Source organism: Acinetobacter sp. A2 (assembly GCF_048537555.1).
Taxonomy (GTDB): Bacteria; Pseudomonadota; Gammaproteobacteria; order Pseudomonadales; family Moraxellaceae; genus Acinetobacter.
Genome location: NZ_CP183239.1, coordinates 1512305 through 1529802, shown reverse-complemented (window position 1 = coordinate 1529802; position 17498 = coordinate 1512305). Strand labels below are relative to the sequence as shown.

At 39.3% G+C, this 17498-nt stretch carries 16 protein-coding genes; 12 read left to right on the top strand and 4 right to left on the bottom strand.

Going from position 1 to position 17498, the window contains the following annotated elements:
• Positions 1-65: 65 nt before the first annotated feature.
• Positions 66-506 (bottom strand): RNA-binding S4 domain-containing protein, encoded by a 441-nt coding sequence (locus ACNS8M_RS07210; protein WP_104851911.1) that lies wholly within the window; start codon positions 504-506, stop codon positions 66-68.
• Positions 499-1173 carry an HAD-IA family hydrolase gene (locus tag ACNS8M_RS07205; RefSeq protein WP_168525482.1) on the bottom strand — a complete coding sequence of 225 codons (675 nt, stop codon included), beginning with the start codon at positions 1171-1173 and terminating at the stop codon, positions 499-501. Before ACNS8M_RS07205 ends, ACNS8M_RS07210 begins: the two co-directional genes overlap by 8 nt.
• A gap of 279 nt (positions 1174-1452) precedes the next feature.
• Here ACNS8M_RS07205 and ACNS8M_RS07200 point away from each other — a divergent pair, with 279 nt between their 5' ends.
• The 5 genes from ACNS8M_RS07200 (at position 1453) to ACNS8M_RS07180 (ending at position 7172) form a co-directional block, all read left to right on the top strand.
• A complete protein-coding gene (locus tag ACNS8M_RS07200; RefSeq protein ID WP_104851912.1) occupies positions 1453-1698 on the top strand; it encodes a hypothetical protein in 246 nt (81 codons plus the stop codon).
• 370 nt (positions 1699-2068) lie between these two features.
• Entirely contained in the window at positions 2069-2248 is a 180-nt protein-coding gene (locus tag ACNS8M_RS07195; RefSeq protein ID WP_168419371.1) for a hypothetical protein, read from the top strand.
• Positions 2249-2469: 221 nt separating this feature from the next.
• Positions 2470-3318: a 3'(2'),5'-bisphosphate nucleotidase CysQ family protein gene (locus tag ACNS8M_RS07190; RefSeq protein WP_168525484.1), complete on the top strand. Its 849-nt coding sequence runs from the start codon at positions 2470-2472 to the stop codon at positions 3316-3318.
• Positions 3319-3381: 63 nt separating this feature from the next.
• Positions 3382-4116: a histidine phosphatase family protein gene (locus ACNS8M_RS07185; RefSeq protein WP_168419373.1), complete on the top strand. Its 735-nt coding sequence runs from the start codon at positions 3382-3384 to the stop codon at positions 4114-4116.
• A gap of 461 nt (positions 4117-4577) precedes the next feature.
• Positions 4578-7172, top strand: coding sequence for a M66 family metalloprotease (locus ACNS8M_RS07180; protein ID WP_419224662.1), 2595 nt, complete (start codon positions 4578-4580; stop codon positions 7170-7172).
• Between the two features lie 197 nt (positions 7173-7369).
• Here the strand turns inward: ACNS8M_RS07180 and rpsT are convergent, their stop codons facing one another.
• A complete protein-coding gene (gene rpsT / locus ACNS8M_RS07175; RefSeq protein ID WP_004976669.1) occupies positions 7370-7639 on the bottom strand; it encodes a 30S ribosomal protein S20 in 270 nt (89 codons plus the stop codon).
• Positions 7640-7854: 215 nt separating this feature from the next.
• Here rpsT and ACNS8M_RS07170 point away from each other — a divergent pair, with 215 nt between their 5' ends.
• The 7 genes from ACNS8M_RS07170 (at position 7855) to ACNS8M_RS07140 (ending at position 16293) form a co-directional block, all read left to right on the top strand.
• Positions 7855-8520, top strand: coding sequence for an NAD(P)H-binding protein (locus tag ACNS8M_RS07170; RefSeq protein ID WP_168542071.1), 666 nt, complete (start codon positions 7855-7857; stop codon positions 8518-8520).
• A 12-nt stretch (positions 8521-8532) separates the two neighbouring features.
• Positions 8533-9045 carry a ribonuclease E activity regulator RraA gene (rraA, locus tag ACNS8M_RS07165; RefSeq protein ID WP_419224661.1) on the top strand — a complete coding sequence of 171 codons (513 nt, stop codon included), beginning with the start codon at positions 8533-8535 and terminating at the stop codon, positions 9043-9045.
• Positions 9046-9092: 47 nt separating this feature from the next.
• The gene (locus ACNS8M_RS07160) at positions 9093-9872 is read left to right on the top strand and encodes a glutathione S-transferase N-terminal domain-containing protein (RefSeq protein ID WP_168542069.1); all 780 of its coding nucleotides are present in this window, start codon (positions 9093-9095) and stop codon (positions 9870-9872) included.
• A 233-nt stretch (positions 9873-10105) separates the two neighbouring features.
• Positions 10106-10465: a hypothetical protein gene (locus ACNS8M_RS07155; RefSeq protein WP_168542067.1), complete on the top strand. Its 360-nt coding sequence runs from the start codon at positions 10106-10108 to the stop codon at positions 10463-10465.
• A gap of 183 nt (positions 10466-10648) precedes the next feature.
• Positions 10649-14110 carry a transcription-repair coupling factor gene (gene mfd / locus ACNS8M_RS07150; protein WP_168542065.1) on the top strand — a complete coding sequence of 1154 codons (3462 nt, stop codon included), beginning with the start codon at positions 10649-10651 and terminating at the stop codon, positions 14108-14110.
• A gap of 210 nt (positions 14111-14320) precedes the next feature.
• The gene (locus ACNS8M_RS07145; RefSeq protein ID WP_419224660.1) at positions 14321-14755 is read left to right on the top strand and encodes an HIT domain-containing protein; all 435 of its coding nucleotides are present in this window, start codon (positions 14321-14323) and stop codon (positions 14753-14755) included.
• Positions 14756-14823: 68 nt separating this feature from the next.
• Positions 14824-16293: an adenylate/guanylate cyclase domain-containing protein gene (locus ACNS8M_RS07140; protein WP_419224659.1), complete on the top strand. Its 1470-nt coding sequence runs from the start codon at positions 14824-14826 to the stop codon at positions 16291-16293.
• 141 nt (positions 16294-16434) lie between these two features.
• Here ACNS8M_RS07140 and ACNS8M_RS07135 read toward each other — a convergent pair whose 3' ends face one another.
• Complete coding sequence (locus tag ACNS8M_RS07135) at positions 16435-17427, bottom strand: OmpA family protein (protein ID WP_419224658.1); 993 nt, start codon at positions 17425-17427, stop codon at positions 16435-16437.
• Positions 17428-17498 lie beyond the last annotated feature (71 nt).

Genomic DNA, 17498 nt, shown 5'->3' with positions numbered 1-17498 from the left:
GTGACAGAATTTGTCCTGTAGTTCTATTTATATCACGAGCTGTACGACAGCCTGTGACGCTCTATTTAATCATCATTATATGACCAAAATTGGTCAAATTGCTGATCATTCTCTTGTTTAAATCTGCTGATGTCACGACGGTCTTTTTTACTTGGTCGATGATCAGGGCGTGCTAGATTATGCAACTTTCTTTGGGTGGCAATCAATTCCCTGCGCGCAATACTCACTTCAGTTTCTTCATAAAGTTGTTGTGCGATAGGAGCAGGGCCACGTACTCCTGACAGGGCTTTGACCAATACCGTTTTTTTATCAAAGCCTTGTTGAATAGTCAGTTCAGTACCTACACGAATTTCTTTGGAAACTTTCACGCGTTCGCCATTGTGATGAACTTTACCGCCTTCAATGGCCGCTTTTGCAATAGAGCGGGTTTTAAAAAAACGTGCAGCCCATAGCCATTTATCAATTCGGATGCTTTCGATTGCTTCGTGTGACGAAGTTTTAGGCATATTTTTGAGTGTCCTCAAATTGTTCTAAGACAGGAATTAAATCTGTTAATTGGTGCAGCATAGGGTAATTACAAGTCTGGCGAGCAGGCTTTGCCGAAGAAGGCTGAGCAATACTTAACAAGCGACCAATGCCAAAGCTTTTGGCACCATTTAACACTTTTTCAGTGTCATCTATAAAATAGCAGTCTTCGGCTTGAAAAGGATGCAACTGTTGTAACTTTTGCCAAAATTCAATCCGTTCTTTGGCGTAACCAATACTCTCAGAGCTAACAATAACTTCAAAATAATGCGCTAAACCTGTATGCGCTAATTTAAAATCTAAGCCTGCGCAGTCGGCATTAGTTGTGAGCCAAAGTCGGTAGCCCTTATTTTTTAAGTAGTCTAATAGTTCAATTGCCTGTGGACGCAAGGTGACTTGGTTTTTGTATTCAAGTTGCATGGCAAGCATGTCAATTCCAACCTTTGCAGTCCAAAAGCTGGATGAGTACCATTCGAGGGTGTGACTATGTGCCTGATAAAAATCATATAAAATTTCTTTACTGCGTGCTAAAGAACAGCCATGAACTTCTGCATAACGAATAGGCAGTTGTTCATTCCAGATAAAATCATCATAAGCGAGGTCTAACAGTGTGCCATCCATGTCAAACATGATGATATTTTTTTGCATTGAGCTACCCTGAAATATTGCCAATAGGTAAAGTAAACAGGCTCATTTAAGCATGCTTGGCGAATAACACAAAATACTGTCCGATTATTTGAGGTTTTATGTTAGGCTGAATGTGTGAAATTTATGCAGTTTTGAATTTGAAATTCTAAGATTCAGTCAATTTTTTAAAATCTTACTGTAGCGTTCACAAAAACTATTTTTTTGACATAGTGCTGTATTTTTTAAACTGTATAAGCGTAGCAATAGAATGCAAAACTTAGCTTAATTAGGGAGTCAGCTATGGCTGAACAACAGTATTTAGATTTGAAGTATTTAGATAAGCAGTTAGATGAATTTGAGAAAAAGAAGAAAAAAATTAAGAAAATGCGTATAGGGTATAAACTATTTACGCATTTGATGGGAGATGAAAAATTTGCTCATCATGTTTCAGAGTCTGCTTTAAACCCTGATAAACGCAGTTACCGTAAAGTTAAAATTAAAATCACGTCAGATGAAGGTGAATTGACTTTCCTTGAAAAAGATTAAACGCTTTTAAAAGCATATATTTTTTATATGTACAAATTTGTGTACATAAATAAGAGCCTGATATTTTTATATCAGGCTTTTTATTTGATGGGTTTGTGATTTAAGACATAAATTTGACCTAACACTGCTGATTAATCTTTGTGATCAAGCAAAATGCACAAAGCTGTCATAATTATTATTTAAGCTTCAAGTTACCAAAGTGAAATCATCATGCTTTATAGTGATTATTCTTAGTATGGGTTCTGTATATAAATGTGAGTTATCACATGCAAATGTTACGTTTTAACTATTAAAATTGGCATGAATGTGACAGAGTGATCGCTGATAATAATCACAATTTTTAGTCATTAAATAAAATAAAGGAACTGTGATGTCTATTTTAGGAATTGCCATTACTACGATTTTAGGACTTTTAGGTATTGCTGCAATTATTCTCGGTTTTATTGGTGGCGAAACTTATTTGGTGATTGTGGGAATTTTATTAGTGGTAAGTGGCGGATTGGCTTTATCAATGTTTAAGAAAAGTTTATCCAATCCATTTAAAGATTAATCGGATATTTACATTTTTTTATTTATAGATATTGCAAACAAGAAATTATATTTTAGATAAATGATTTTCATAAAATATACGTCAGTGTGAACATTAATGAATTGGTCATAAGCGCTAAATAAATTCAGGGTTTTAGACATCGCATAGCTCATAAATTTTATTACAATAGAACCCATGTAATGCGTAAGAAGTGTCAAAATGACACTGATCAAGGATAATCTATGTTTATAAAAACAACGCAACCGCAGCATGCACTGATTGAGCAGTTGCTTCCCGTGATGGTGCAAGCATGTGACATTCTCAATCAGGAGTTTCAGCAATATTGCTCGGGTGCGACATTTGATGTAGAGAAAAAAAACGACAATTCACCTGTTACTCAAGCAGATTATCGAGTAAATCATTATTTAACGCAGGCTTTGGCTGAAATTTCTACTTTGCCGTTGCTGTCAGAAGAAGGTGAGCAAAGCCAACGGCAAGCATGGCATGAGTTTTGGTTGCTTGATCCTTTAGATGGAACCAAAGAGTTTTTACACCAACGCCCTGAATTTACAATTAACCTGAGTCTAATTCGTGGTGCGGTAACGACTTTTGCAGTGTTAGCAGTACCTGGGGAACACAATATTTACTTTTGCCCAGAACAAGGCATGCCGTTGAAATATCATATTTTGACGCAGCAGTGGTATGTGTATCAAGCAAATGATCATACAACATCAATTTTGAATATAGGCCTAAGTCATAGCAGTCAAAGCAAACCACAGTACAGCGCATATTTACAGGCTTTGGCAGAGTTGACCGAGTATGTAGAGTTAAAAGCAGGTAGTGCCTACAAATTTTGTATGATTTTGGAAGACCGTGTCGATATTTATCCGCGTTTTCACCCAACTTCAGAATGGGACACCAGTGCAGGACAATGTTTATTGGAGCGAATTGGTGGAGGCTTAGTCGATTTTCAAGGTCGTGCATTTTTATATAATCAGCGTGATACCTTGCTTAATGGCGGTTTTATTGCCTATAAAAATGCCAAGATGAAGCAGATTGCTTTGCAGGCACTAGGACTTATGGCGAAGTGAGATTGAGCAAAGTGCTGAACATGGTATAGTGTCAGCTAACCAATTTAAAATTTTGGCTAGATCATGGCATTAGAATTACTCCCTGCAAGTATGCTTAAAGCAATTGATTTATTGCCTGATGCTCAGACTCCTGTAACTTTATTTACCCGTCATTCTATACGTGAAATTGTGGTGGGTCAGGGGTTGGCAGGCTATAACTTGCAATTGACTGAGCAAGGGCGTGATCTGGCGGAAGCTTGGGGCGGTTACTTGGTTGGAAATACAGACCGTGTGATTCAGCATTGTATTTCAAGTCCAATTCAACGTTGTGTCGATACCGCTGCTTTGATGATTCAAGGCGCAGATGGTATTACCCTTGAGCCGAATACCCATCATATTGAAATTGTAGAGCAGGGCTTATTGGTGGAGCCGGGCAGTTTTGTCTTGGACATTAAACAGGCGGGCCCATATTTTCAGAAGCAAGGTGCTTTGGGTTTTATTAATAGCTTTGTGAATAATGCTTTGCCTGGCATGAAGCATCCAATACATGGCGTGGTGGATGTGCTTGAACTGATTTATAACACGCATCCAACCAATCAATATGGTCTTAGTTTGGCCGTAAGTCACGACACAATTTTAGCTGCAATTATTGCCGTTATTTCTGGACGAAATGAAGTTACCCAAAGCGATTGGCCTGACATGATGGAAGGGCTTTTTGTCTGGTTTGAGGGCGATGAGTTCTTGGAATCTAAATTAAAATGGATTTGGCGTGGTCAAATTCATACTTTAGATATCTCACAATTTCGGCAAAAAGTTTAGACAAAACGCTGTTTATATCTGAAGTGCATACATGGCTAAAATATAGCTACAGTTCGAATCATGAATTATTGCGGATACGAATTCTTATTGCCTTAGACATTCCTCATACCGTTCGTCTAAAACCTAAAAAAATTCAAAATTTTTTCTCTTATTTTCTTTTATCACTTTTTATTTAGATTGTTGACTCGGTCAAAAATCAGGGTTCAATACGTGCGCTATTGTTAAATTATTTACGCCAATTTTTAAGAAAAAATAACAAGTTTATTGCTTTGAGTTAAATGCTGCATTTTTCAGTAGATTGCATAAATTTTATAACCTTATTAATATGATTTTATAAGCCATTGAATAATATGTGTTTATTGTTGTGTTTTTAGTCAATAATTGACATTGGGGTAAAAAAATTAATGAAAAATGTGACTCGGTTTTCGCTTAGTCTATTAAGTGTATGTGTATTATCATCTATGCTTGCAGCATGTGGCGGCGGCGGTGGCGGTGGGGATGAGGCGACTAATTCAAATCATGCCAATCCATATCCTGAACCCAAGCAAGATGTGATTAATCAGTCTGCACTCGGTTTTTTTGATTACAACGCTAATTCTGAATCACGTGAAGTGCGTAATGATTTAGAAGGTGATTTACAGGCGATGATTCAATTCGCGCAAGGGCATGTGGTCGATCCGAATGGCAACGAAGCAAAAAAAATGCCGCGTTTGACCTCAGAAAAAGAAGCATTGCTATTGGTCACGCCAAATCAGGGTATGGAGAATATCAGCGCTTTACAAGTTGAAGTCTATCAAAATGAACGCTTGTTACGTCGTATTGCATTGGCTGATCCAGCTCAGTTACCTGCTTCAGATCAGAGCAATCAGGATGGTCGTGCAGAGGTGCTATACAGTAAACGTGCATGGTCAGCTAAATTAAACTGGGATGAAATACGCCCTGGTTTGAAATTACGTTTGGTGGATTCTAAGCAGCGTAGCGGAACTTTGCCAGCAGAAAAAATTGATTTTGCCGCACCGGGTGAGTTGGTGCTGAATAATATTCGTATTGGTTTATTAACTGCACCACCAAAATCTGGTGGGCATTATATGTTGCTTGAACCAGAAAAAGCGGGCACCGATTATTTTCAGACCATTCCTGCCGCACAAATGACTGTAGCGAAATATGATGATATTCAATTAGATCGGGTGATGGTGGAAAATGGTACCATTTACGATACGCAAAGTGCGGGTGAAGGAGGTGTCTACTCGGGTGATATGCGGGAAAATACTGCAAAATCGACCTTTAGTGTGGGCATTAACCTTGCGAATTGGGGGGTGACCAGTGCCTCCATGTTGAGCCATCAACAACCCCAACTGACACAAACAGTCATTACTCACCATGCGCGTGGTAAATACAGCAATGGTGATCAAAGTCATGGCTTAAGTGGGGGTAATGGTATGCTCACACTCTATGATTCGGTGGGGAATGAGTTTAGCCATGAAATTGGGCATCATTATGGTTTAGGGCATTATCCTGGCTCTCAAGGCGAGAACATGTTTTGGGCTGCGCACCATGCCGACAGTGGGTGGGGCTATATTAGCTATCGTAATAAAATGCGCGGAAATTTAGCATGGCATTCTCGAAATTTGGGTGATGGAAAAAATGGTGTTCCAAACTTCTTAAAACAATATGCTTATGGTTGGGATGCCATGTCTGGCGGTGCAACCAATAGTAGTATTTCCCGTTATACCCACTACACTGGTTATAGTACGCATATCCGAATTCAGCCACATTTTGGCGCACGTCACGTGTGGGATCAAAGTTCGCCAAGTGGTTATAAATTGTGGAATAAAGACACGCGCCAAATGGAAGTGGTGTATCCTAAAGTGCCAAACTCAAGTGAGGTTTGGTATAACAGTGCTGATGGTTATTATTTAAAACCACGCTTGTTTGGTGTGCCTGTCATTACAATTATTGGTGGCTATGACCCTGAAACTCAGCAAGGGGTGTTATATCCTGCTGCGCGTAGTAACTGGGGGAATGTCTATAACTTACCTGCTGCACAACGTGGTTTGGAAAATTCCGCATGTTGGTTAGATGTTAAATACGCCAATCGGAACCAAAACGTGGCTTTGTCTCCTAATCGTATGCGAGGAAATGCCAACAAGTTACACGTGAATTTAGCCCTGAATGAGCAGCCGCAACAAGTACAGTTGTACTGTAAAAAAGCCAATGAAACTGAAAAACTATTATCTACGCTGAATATTCCACAATATACCGACAGCATAAAACCTGCAGTGAAAATTGGGCGTGAGAACGGTTATGATGCACTGAGAAAAATTGAATTACCTGAGTTTCAGGCACAGTTGGAGGCTCAAGCCAATCAACCCGTTGTCGCTTTAAAACCTGCAGCACAGCTGTTATATAATTCTTATGCAGCTCACCGTCAGGAATTAAGCTCTATTGCACAGCAACAGTTACAGCGTTATGAGCAGCAGCAAAATGCCATCTACCGATTAAACCGTTGGATGAATGTTTATCGTGCTCACTTAGAAAAAGCAAAACCAGAAGCAACAACGGCTTTAAGCAGTTTTGTCACGCAACTTGGTTTAGATAATGAGAATGTAGTGGCTGAAACCACACTCATGAAAAACCGAAATAACTGTTTGAAAGTTGAAACATTGGCAAGTGGTCAGAAAAATGCCTATATCAGTGGTGCAAGTGCCTGTACAGGTGATGAAACTGAACAATGGATATATGACGGTTTAGGGCGTATTCATAGCAAAGCTGAGATGGATCAATGTTTAACCAATAACGGCAATGTGGTGTCATTGGCAAGTTGTAGTACTTCTAAAGACAGCCAAGTATGGGAAATGTACACGGCTTCGGGGACGATTCGTCAGGGTAGCCAATGTTTTGACTTAGAACATGGCTATTTAAAAGAAAATCGTGCACGTTTAATTCGTTATGGTTGTACGGGCGGAGCTAACCAGCAATGGACACAATTAAAAGCCAACAACAGCTTGCAATTAGCGTATTTAAGTCCACAAAATTTAAGGCTAATGCTGAAGTAAATTGTTGCTAGACCTTAAATAATCATCTGCATTAAAAACACCTTTTGGCTTGTTCAGGAGGTGTTTTTTATTTTGAGGTTATGATTGCTTGGCGGTATGCAGCAAGCTTTTACTGTATGCGAGCGGGTGTTAAAGATTAGATACGCCAAATAACAGGCACAAAAAAAGCCCTAACGGGCTTTTTTTGCTGATAACACTTAGTTAGAAGCTAAAGCTTTAACTTGAGCGTTTAAACGGCTCTTATGACGAGCTGCTTTGTTCTTATGGATGATGCCTTTATCAGCCATACGGTCAATTACTGGAACAGCTTTTTTGTAAGCTTCAGTAGCAACCGCGTAATCACCAGCAGCAATAGCAGCGATTGTGCGTTTTAAATAAGTACGAACCATAGAACGTAAGCTTGCGTTGTGTTTACGTGCTTTAACGTTTTGACGAGCACGTTTTCTAGCTTGAGCAGAGTTTGCCACTCGTGCACTCCTTGAAATAGATTGGTCTGGGCGGGCTGCAATTACTTCCGAAAACCAACATCAGAAGAATTATCACCAGCCCGTAAACAAGTGCCATATTTTGATGAAACTAGACAGTTAAGTCAAGTCTTGACATGCTTTGACAACATTTTAGATGCAGAAAAATCAGAAAGAAACAGGTAGATTAAGGCTAAGCCTCAGAGATTGTTTAAAAAATGACAAATTTTATTCAAAATGCAATTGTAATTGGTGCAAATGGTTTGGTTGGGCAGCACTTGGTTAAACAGCTAAGTCTGCTGCCTGAATGTGAAAAAATTACCGTGGTTTTACGTAAGCCTTGTGCAGCATTAGAAAGCTTAGAAAAAGTCCAAAGTCTGATATTAGAAGATTTTTTGTTGCTCAATGATGAAGACGTGAGTGGCTATAGCCATGCATTTAGTTGTTTAGGCACCACCTTAAAAAAGGCGGGTTCTCAGCAAGCATTTTATGCGGTGGATTACAGCATTAATGCACATTTCGCAGAATTACTACAGGCAAAGGGTATGCATTATCTCTTGGTCAGTGCTTTAGGTGCCAATGCCAATTCGAAATTGTTTTATAACCGTGTTAAAGGCGAATTAGAGCAATATATTGAAATGCTGGATTTAGATAAAGTTTCTATTTTGCGCCCATCTTTATTGTTGGGGGAGCGCCACGAACAGCGCCGTTTAGAAGGACTAGGTCAAAAGCTATATCATAAAATATCGCATTTTATCCCGCAGCATTTTCAATATAAGCCAGTGACAGCCGAGCAAGTGGCTCATACTATGGTCGAGGCAGCACAATCACAAATTCATAAATACCAAATCTATGATAATTTACAAATACAAAAAACCAAGTAAAAGGGGAAAGACGTGTCTACAGTACCATTTGTGACCTGTGACTTATTAGATGACCATCCAGACCACAACCTTCAAGTGGTGATTCCATCTTTAGATGGTAAATTTTTCAAAAGTTATGGTGCACGAAAAACCTTTGGTGGACAAGTTGTCACAGTAAAATGTTTTGAAGATAACTCACGTGTGAAAGAGTTACTTGCTACAGATGGCACGGGTAAAGTGTTGGTGGTAGATGGTGGTGCATCTATGCGCTGCGCATTAATGGGGGACTTGATTGCAGAATCTGCAGTAAAAAATCACTGGAATGGTGTGATCATTTACGGCTGTGTACGTGATGTCGATGCAATTGCAGCACTTGATCTAGGCGTACATGCTTTAGCTTCAATTCCACAAAAAAGTAACCGTAAAGGTGTAGGTGAAGTCGATGTGGCTTTGCATTTTGGACAAGTGACTTTTAATTCGGGCGATTACGTCTATGCCGATAACAACGGTATTATTGTGGCAAAGGGAAAACTGGTAGAGCTATAAGCCACTTGCTTAAGTGATTGACAGTTTGCATATAAAAAGGAAACAAAATGGTGCATCATCAAATTAAAGTGATACAGGCTTTGGCATCTATGCTGACTGAAGGTGGGCGTGGTGTGAACGGCACTGCTTTTCCTAAGCAACCTGAAAAAGCTTTAAAGTTATATGAGTTTGAGGGTTCACCATTTTGCCGCCGTGTGCGAGAAGTCATGACCTTATTAAATTTAGATTATGAGGTCTATCCATGTCCCAAAGGCGGTACAAAATATCGACCTTTGGTGAAAGAATTGGGTGGTAAAACTCAATTTCCATTTTTAATAGATGAAAATACTGGTGATCAACTTTATGAGTCTGAGCAGATCATCCAGCATTTATTCAAACATTATGGTAACAAAGGCACAACACCGAAAAAATATGCGCATTACCCAAAAATTCCTTATCTGGCTTTAGCGGGTACTTTGCTGAATGGTGCACGTGGTGTTTGGGTGAATCAAAAAATTACTCAGCGTGCTGCACCTGAGCAATTACTTGAATTATGGGGTTTTGAAAGTAGTCCTTATACGCGAATTGTACGAGGTGTACTTACAGAGCTTGAATTACCTTATAAGTTTCATAATGTCGCTAAAGAGCGTTGGCAAGATCAGGGTTTGGCAAAACTACGCTTAAAACCCGGTAAATATGTACCTTTGGCGGGTGGTAAGCGCGAGCAAGTTTTAAAGGTCATGGGGAATAATATTCAAGTCCCATTTTTAATTGATCCAAATACACAAACACGCTTGTTTGAGTCTGCAAAAATTGTAAAATATTTACAGCAAACTTACGGCGAATAAGTTGTAAAAGCTTCTATTGGTTAGATAGCAAAGCATCTTTAGGATGCTTTTTGCATTTTTAGGGTGGGAAATAATATCGTGGGAAATAAAAGTCTATTATAAATAGCCTAAGCAAAGTCATTCTTTGCTAAATACAGTGAACGCCTATAAAAACTCGATCAGTTGCATCCAGTTCCTTGTAGCCTTTAAACTGTATAGCACTTTCATAGATTCATCCCATCCGAAGGTTCAATATGCTCAATAAGCTGACAGGTTTATTTAAAAATAAAGCGCAAGCGGAAGAAGAGGCTTATCTTGAAGCACATCAAATACAATGGAATGCTGAGCAGGGTTATATTGTAGAAGGGATTGTTTTAAATAAAACTTTGGCAGAACGATTAAATTATTTGTCAAACCGCCGTATGCAGCAGTTTGATGATTTAGCACAGCTGTATTCTACAGCCATGATTATCAATGAAAAAATTGACCTTGAAATTGCACAGCAGCGTTTTAACGAAATGGTGGGCAATACCGAAGAAAATTTGCTTGAATTTAAGGCAATTATTAAAAAATTGAATGATTATTATCGACAGTTCTTACGTGATAAAATGTAAAGTTCTGCATAGCACAAAATTAGTGAATACAATTTTAAAGTCGCTCAAAGATATAAAAGCTTACTCAAAAGGGCATGCCAGTATGAGAAATATACAGCTTTAGGATTAATAAAAATTACGCAAATCCGTCAATTCATCGTGCTAGTATAAGCCCCATGTTGTTTAGACCCTAAAGCTATATACATGTTCCAACAAGAAATTTCTCAACTCAACTTAGCGCAACTTAAAGCGGGTGAAAAACGCTGGATTGGCAATCTACAAGGTTCTGCTGCGGCATTATTGTTTAAAGAAATTGGTCAGCAGAGTCGGCATTTATTTGTCATTGTGGCGCGGAATCAACAACACTTGGCGCAGTTGGAAAGTGAATTAGAGTTTTATGGGGTTAAACCGACCATTTTCCCAGATTGGGAAATTTTACCGTATGACCGTCTATCACCTCATCAAGACATTGTCTCAGAGCGTTTGGCAATTTTGTCCAATATGCCACAGCAAGGTGTGTTACTGGTATCTGCAACGACTTTGGCGCAGCGTGTTGCACCAACTACGTGGGTACTCGGTGAGCATTTTGATATCCGTGTTGGGCAAAAATTTGCTTTAGAACAACAAAAACAGCGTTTGGTACAAGCAGGCTATCATTTGGTTGATACAGTCTATGATCACGGCGAGTTTGCCGTACGTGGCAGTATTATGGATATTTATGCTTCGGGACAGGAAGCCCCCATTCGTATTGACTTATTTGATGATGAAGTTGAAACCTTAAAGTTTTTTGATCCAGAAACGCAGCGTACCACGCAAAGTCTGAAAAACTTTACAGTTTTACCCGCGAAAGAGTTTCCGTTAAAAGAAGGTCGTGCAGTTTTCCGTGACCGATATGCAGAGAGTTTTCCAACAGCCAACCCAAAAAAGAACCCAGTGTATCAGGATGTGTTGGAAGGTATCGCATCACCAGGTTTAGAGTTTTATTTCCCGCTATTTTTCACTAATGAACAGCTTGAAGGTCAAAATACACTGCTTTCGTACTTACCTAAGCATTGCATTGTCATTACAGATAAGGCTGTGGATGAAGGACTGACTCAATTTTGGAAAGATGTATTGTATCGTTATGAAGACCGACGTCATAACATCGACCAGCCAATTTTGCCACCTGAACAATTATTTCTACAACCGAACCAATTATTAGAACAGCTGAATCAGTTTGGACGAGTGATTGCATCTCCCGAAGCTTTTGAGCAAAAAGTAGGTGTAGTGAATCTTAATACCTTAACACCACCACGTTTAGCAGTAGATCCAAAACAAGAAAAACCCTTTCATGCAGTGAAGCAATATATTGATGCTGCTAATCATCCTGTCTTATTGGTAGCAGAAAGTGCAGGCCGTCGAGAAACTTTAAAAGATGCGTTACGAGCCGCTTTGGGTGAAATTCCACAAGTCGACAGTTTTGAGGCCTTTCAGCAGTCATTACAAGCCATTGCAATCACCAATGCACCATTAGATCGTGGTTTAGTCATTCAAGATAAACTCAGTGTTATTTCAGAAAATCAGCTTTATGAGCATCGGGTAGTACAACGCCGTCGTAAACGCCAGCAGGAAGTTTCTGAAGAGTTTTTAATTCGCAGTTTGACCGAATTAAGCATTGGTGCACCTGTGGTACATATTGATTATGGTGTGGGGCGCTATGCAGGTTTAATCACTTTAAGCATCGATGAACAAGAGCATGAATTTTTGCAGCTCGATTATGCAGATGCAGCTAAAGTGTATGTGCCTGTGACCAATTTACACCTAATTAGCCGCTATAGTGGTGGTGATCCAGACCTTGCACCTTTGCATAAGTTGGGTACAGATGCGTGGAATAAAGCCAAGCGCAAAGCTTTGGAGCAAATTCATGATGTGGCGGCTGAATTGCTGCATATTCAGGCACGTCGCCAATCTAAACCTGGCTTTGCTTTTGAGTTAGATCATAGCTTGTATATGCAATTTGCTAGCGGCTTTGCCTATGAAGAAACCCTAGATCAAGCCAATGCCATTGAAGCGACCTTGCACGACATGCAATTGGCGAAACCTATGGATCGTTTGGTGTGTGGTGATGTCGGTTTTGGTAAAACTGAAGTGGCGATGCGTGCTGCATTTGTAGCAGTACAGAACAATAAACAAGTGGCTGTACTGGTTCCAACGACTTTGTTGGCACAACAGCACTATGAATCATTTAAAGATCGTTTTGCCGATTGGCCAGTACGTATAGAAGTCTTATCACGGTTTGGTTCGAGCAAATCACATCAAAAAACCATTGAAGATTTAGCCGAAGGCAAAGTCGATATTGTGATTGGCACGCATAAAATTCTGCAAGAAAATATTCAGTTCAAGCAATTAGGCTTAATGATTGTCGATGAAGAACACCGTTTTGGTGTGCGTGATAAAGAACGGATTAAAGCGCTGCGTGCTGATGTAGATATGCTGACGCTTACTGCGACACCTATTCCGCGTACCTTAAATATGGCATTTAGTGGTATGCGTGATTTGTCGATTATTGCAACGCCACCAGCTCGCCGTTTAGCAGTCAAAACCTTTGTGCAGGAACATACGGGCGATACCGTAAAAGAAGCTATTTTACGTGAGTTATTACGCGGTGGTCAGGTGTACTTCCTGCACAATGAAGTAGAAACTATAGAGCGTAGTGCACAAACGATTCGTGAGTTAGTGCCCGAAGCACGGGTGGCTGTGGCGCATGGACAGATGCGAGAGCGTGAACTAGAACAGGTCATGCAGCAGTTTTATCATAAAGAATACAATGTTTTGGTGTGCTCAACCATTATTGAAACAGGGATTGATGTTCCAAATGCCAACACCATTTTAATTGAACGTGCCGACAAACTTGGATTGGCACAGCTGCATCAGTTACGTGGACGTGTTGGGCGCTCACATCACCAAGCCTATGCTTATTTACTTGTGCCGTCTATCAAGGGCTTAAAAGGCGATGCTGAAAAACGCCTAGATGCAATTCAACGTGCATCAACCTTGGGCGCAGGTTTTATGCTTGCGACAGAAGATTTAGAAATTCGTGGTGCAGGTGAGCTCTTAGGTGAGCAACAAAGTGGTTCAATGCAAGCCATTGGCTATAGCTTGTATATGGAAATGTTGGAAAAAGCCACCAAAGCCATTCAAAAAGGTAAGACTCCGAACTTTGATGCACCGTTGTCATTGACTGCTGAAATTAACCTACACATGCCTGCGTTAATTCCTGATGATTATTTGGGTGACGTACATCAACGCTTATTGTTCTATAAGCGTATTAGTAATACCGATACCCAAGACAAACTCGATCATATTCGTATGGAGTTAATAGACCGTTTTGGTATTCCACCACAAGCAGTGAAGCAATTGTTTGCAGTGCATCAACTACGTTTAAAAGCAGAACAGTTGGGTATTACCAAAATAGATATTGGCAGTAATGGTGGTCATATCGAATTTTCACCAGACACGCCAGTGCAAGCCATCAGCATCATTCAAATGATGCAAAAACATCCGACTTATTTCCGTATGGATGGCGGGCAGCGTTTAAAAGTCATGGTGATGTTGGAAGAGCCTGAAAAGCGGATTCAGTTTATCGCTGACATGCTGAACAGCTTGTTAAAAACCTTGCACAACTGAGTTTAAAACCTGCAATTGAAACACGAAGTTTAAACACAAGTTTATGAAAACTTTATCTAGAAGCTTATGATTCTATGATGAAAATTTTTCATGATAATATTGTGATTAAATTATGTTTTATTTGTACTGAAACACGATGGGAATCATACTCAGTTCAATAGGGATGTGATAGTATTACCCATCATTACAATTTGCGTCATTTATAAAGATATGTTTAGTTTGCATCCACAACTTGCTCAAGATACTTTTTTTGTAGGCGACTTTCCTCTGTCAACATGTCGTTTAATGAATGATATGCAATTCCCTTGGTTAATTCTAATTCCACGTGTGCCAGGGGTTACAGAACTATATGAATTAAGTCAGGCAGACCAAGAACAATTTTTACGTGAATCGAGCTGGTTATCTAGCCAGTTATCACGTGTATTCCGTGCCGATAAAATGAATGTTGCTGCATTGGGTAATATGGTTCCACAATTACATTTTCATCATGTTGTGCGTTATCAAAATGACGTGGCATGGCCAAAACCTGTTTGGGGTACACCAGCAGTTCCTTATAGCAATGAAGTGTTAGCGCACATGCGTCAAACTTTAATGCTTGCGCTACGTGGTCAAGGGGATATGCCTTTTGACTGGAGAATTGATTAATTCTAAACACGGGTGCCACGCAGGAAGCGTGGCATTTTAATCCTAAATCGGAGTAGGTTGCGGCGTTCATGTATAATTGGATGGAAAAAGATCCCAAACAATTCGAATTCCTGCATCGTTTAGTCGGGTATGCGAGTTTATCCCTGATTATGGTGGTATACCACTACACCTATGCCGATACCAACTACCAAATCTATCTTCCTATTTTTCTTATTTTTCTTTTATTAATTATTCCTAAACTCTCACGCTGGATTCAATACAAACGAAATCATCAAGCTAAGCGTAACTTATTATTTATTATTGATATTATTGTCGTAGCAGCCTGTCTTTCTGCAGTGCATTTAAACTTGGTTCTGACTTTTGTGGCGTTATTTGCGCTGTTATACACCGCAATTTATATTAAAGTTTCGTTTTTTTTAGTGGCCTTAGCGTCTTTACTTGCCGTTAGCGTTTTCTATCTTTGTAATATTTTTATTTTTGGTTTTCATGAGTACTTTGAACAAAGTAGTACCGAACTGACCATTTTATCTTTCCTGTGCATGATTTTTTATTTTGGTATGGGCAGTGCATATCAAGCGCAGCGAATTCGTTTCACGATGGCAAAAAAAGACCATTATTATAGCCAAATGAACCGTTATATGGAGTTTGCCAATCAGTTAAGCCGTTATGCACCATTGCAGCTTTGGCAATCTATTATGAAAGGGGAATCTGAAGCAAAAATTGAATATAAACGTAAGAAAATGACGATTTTCTTTTCAGATATTCAGGGTTTCACAGAGCTTTCTGAAACCTTAATTCCAGACGATTTAGCATTTTTACTCAATGATTATTTGAGTCACATGACTGAAATTGCCAAGCAATATGAAGCGACGGTAGATAAGTTCATGGGTGATGCGATTTTAATTTTCTTTGGAGACCCGAATACTCAAGGCGTAGAACAAGACGCAAAAACTTGTGTGGAAATGGCAATTGCCATGCGTCAGCAAATGAAATTATTGCGCGAGCGCTGGGTTAAAATGGGGTATCCACCGTTGCATATTCGTATGGGCATTAGTACGGGTTATTGCCACGTAGGGAATTATGGCGCAGCACATCGTATGGCCTATACCATTGTAGGGCGTGATGCCAACTTAGCTGCACGTTTGCAAAGTGCAGCAGAGGTGGATGAAATTTTATTATCAGATGACACTTATAAATTAATTAAAGATGATTATTTGTGTGCGCCTAAAGCGCCGATCTTTTTAAAAGGAATTCAGGGGCCAGTCAGAACATGGCAGGTGATGGAAAAATATGCCGCCAGTAAGTCTGATTATCAGCGTTGGTTTGACTACGAATACAAAGGTTTTCATTTATTGCTGAACTTAGATGAAGTGCAAAACTTTGAGTATCCTGAACTGATTACGGTACTGGAAAAAATGATCAAGCGTATTCAAACCCAGCAACATCTGACCAACTCTCAAGGCATCGTGAAACTGAATCTTGAAGATGAAGTGATTGAAACCACACCAGAACCGAGCCAACCAGAACAATATCATTAGCACTAAAATAAAACAGCAGTTCTGCATCAGGAAATTATTAAACAAGCGTTTAACATAGGCCAATTCCATCCAGTCTGAGTTGAATGAAATTAGCACTTAGTTAAAATATTGTTATTGCCTGTGAGTAACTAACTCCGAAAGCTATTGAATTTTCACTAATTCTACACGTCTATTCAAGGCTTTGCCTTCATCCGTTGTGTTGTCAGCAATGGGTTGTGACGCACCGAGACCTCGTGGCTGTAAACGATCTGCCTGAATATCTGCTTGTATGAGCGCATTTTTAACAGCTTCAGCTCTTGATTCAGAAAGTTTTAAATTGTGCTGCGCTAGACCTGTATTATCTGTATGCCCATCAATAGATAATTTTAATTGTGGATCCTGTTGCAGTAGTTTCACTATTTCATGAATAGCTGTTTGGCTAGATGCTTCAATTTTGGCGCTATCTACAGCAAAATTAATATGCACAATTGCTTTGCCTGTTTCAGCAATAGATTGAGCTAATTCATCCGATTGTGGTTGCATGTTCAGTTGCACTTTTTGCATTTTTGCTTCAAATGGTTTGAGTTCCATAACCACAATTTTAGGTGAGTTTAGGCTAAGCTGGGCAATTACAGCTTGTCCTGCATTGTTTTTAAACCCGTATGTATATGTTTTTTGGCCAATATTCAGTTCTATATTAGAGTCAGTGTAAGCAATTTTTTCTGTTTGTTGAAAAGGAATTTCAGTATCATTTAATTTTTGCGCACCTATGGTTTGCATATTTTGTTCAAAACTTTTAATTAAAACGTGTTCTGAAATATTGTTTGAAGTTTTAGATAATGGAACTTTATAGAGTTTTCCTTCAAGCGCGTGATAGTTTTGTTGAATTGCAAAATAAAATTGTTCGTAATCCTGTAAGGATGGGCCATTTTCAGCATACCCTTCAGGAAGAGAAATATAAGGAAACTGGTCTGGGCTTATATTGGCATTTGGTAATTGATTAATATCAAAACTTTGAGCTTGTTGGGCTGTTTCAGATTTTTGTTCTGTTTGTGTTGTGTTGGTTTCAATCTGGTCTGGTTTTTCGCTTTTACTACAGGCTGTACATAAGCATAAACTTAACACTGTGCTTATAGCTAAATGCGCTTTTTTCATTATTCTCTCCAAAATTTTGTTTAAATCTAATTAGGCAACAGCCTTTAAGTTTGGGTATAAAATTTGTTCGG